Source organism: Glutamicibacter sp. AGC84, from assembly GCF_053543575.1.
This window is the reverse complement of sequence record NZ_JBLVOC010000011.1, coordinates 19,451-20,731: the sequence shown is the minus strand read 5'-3', so window position 1 is coordinate 20,731 and position 1,281 is coordinate 19,451. Positions and strand designations below refer to the sequence as shown.

At 66.3% G+C, this 1,281-nt stretch carries 2 protein-coding genes; one reads left to right on the top strand and one right to left on the bottom strand.

Annotation, left to right across the window (positions count from 1 at the left end):
• Positions 1–46 precede the first annotated feature (46 nt).
• Positions 47–985, bottom strand: a complete 939-nt coding sequence (locus tag ACNPN0_RS06960) for a hypothetical protein (RefSeq protein ID WP_105658439.1) — start codon at positions 983–985, stop codon at positions 47–49.
• A 51-nt stretch (positions 986–1,036) separates the two neighbouring features.
• On the opposite strand from ACNPN0_RS06960, the gene ACNPN0_RS06955 reads away from it, so the two are divergent.
• Positions 1,037–1,281, top strand: a 245-nt coding sequence (locus tag ACNPN0_RS06955) for a metallophosphoesterase family protein (protein WP_448938869.1), incomplete at its 3' end; no start/stop codon positions are given.

The window sequence follows — 1,281 nt, the reverse complement described above, 5'->3', positions numbered from 1 at the left end:
AATCTGTGCCGGCCGGGCTTCTGCCACTTGGTCCTGGGCGCGGTTCCTAGACCAGCAGCGCCATCCAGCGGTCATGCAGCTCGGAGATGATGTCATCCAGTGCGCTCGCGGGGCGCTCGCCGACGGCTTCGGTGCCGTAGATGGCAGCCAGCAGCGCTACAGCGTAGGCGTCGACCTCGGGATCTCGGCTGGCTTCTTCTTCGGCGGTTGCCGCCGGGGCGGCCTCGATGTCCGATTCCGCGTCTTGCTCGGCGGCATGCTCGCCGAAGTACGCCGCGTAGGCCTCTTCGGGGGACAGCGAGATGTTCTCGGCGATCCTGGTGGCCACCTCGCGCAGCGCATCGGCCGACGGGCCCTGCAGGCCAACGAGCAGCTCGGCCCATTCGCCGGTGGCGGCCTCGGAGCGTTCCATGGCCGAGCGGATGATCTTCGCCGCGGCAATGGCGGTCTTGGCCGCCTGGTCGTCGTGGGTCAGGAAGGCGGCCGAACGGGCCAGGGTCTCGGTGGTGCCCACAGGGACCCGAGCCAGCAGCGCGGCAATCGCGGCACGCGGCAGCACGCCGGTGGAGTCGGCGCCAGCGCCGGTGGGACGCCCCGGCTGTCCCATGTCGGGGCTGTCCAGGCCGGCGAGGTTCTGCGGATCGCCGTCCAGGATCTTCTCGAAGATCTCGACGTTGGCGAATTCCTTGTCGATCCAGCGGCCCAGCGGTTGCGGGGCGCGTTCCGGGAAGGAGCCGGCGATCTTGCTGTAGCCGCGCAGGGCCGCAAGCCACATGCAGGCCGCTTCGTCGCTGGCGACACCGTCGTTGGCCCATTCCAGCGCTTCCAGCAGGCCGTCGGCCAGGTAGAGCGGGAGGATTTCGGTGGCCCCGGGGTCAATTTCGTCACGGGCGTGGGTTGCGCCATCGGCTAGGCCGAGGAGGATCGCAAACACCTTGTCTGAGTAGTTCTCTGGCAGGAGTGCAGTTTCACCGGTTTCATTCACATCACCATTCTAATGTCCAAGTTGTCCGCGGCATTGCATAAGGTTGGACACATGCGATTGCTTCACACCTCGGACTGGCATTTGGGACGGACCTTCCACGGGGCCTCCCTGATCGAAGCGCAGCGCGCAGTGCTGCAGGAAATCATCGATATCACGATTAATCAGCAGGTTGATGCGGTGCTGATTTCCGGTGACATCTACGACCGCGCGCTGCCGCATGTGGATGCCGTCCAGTTGTGCAACTGGGTGCTGCGCGAGCTGCGCGCCACCGGGGCCGCCGTCGTGGTCACCAGCGG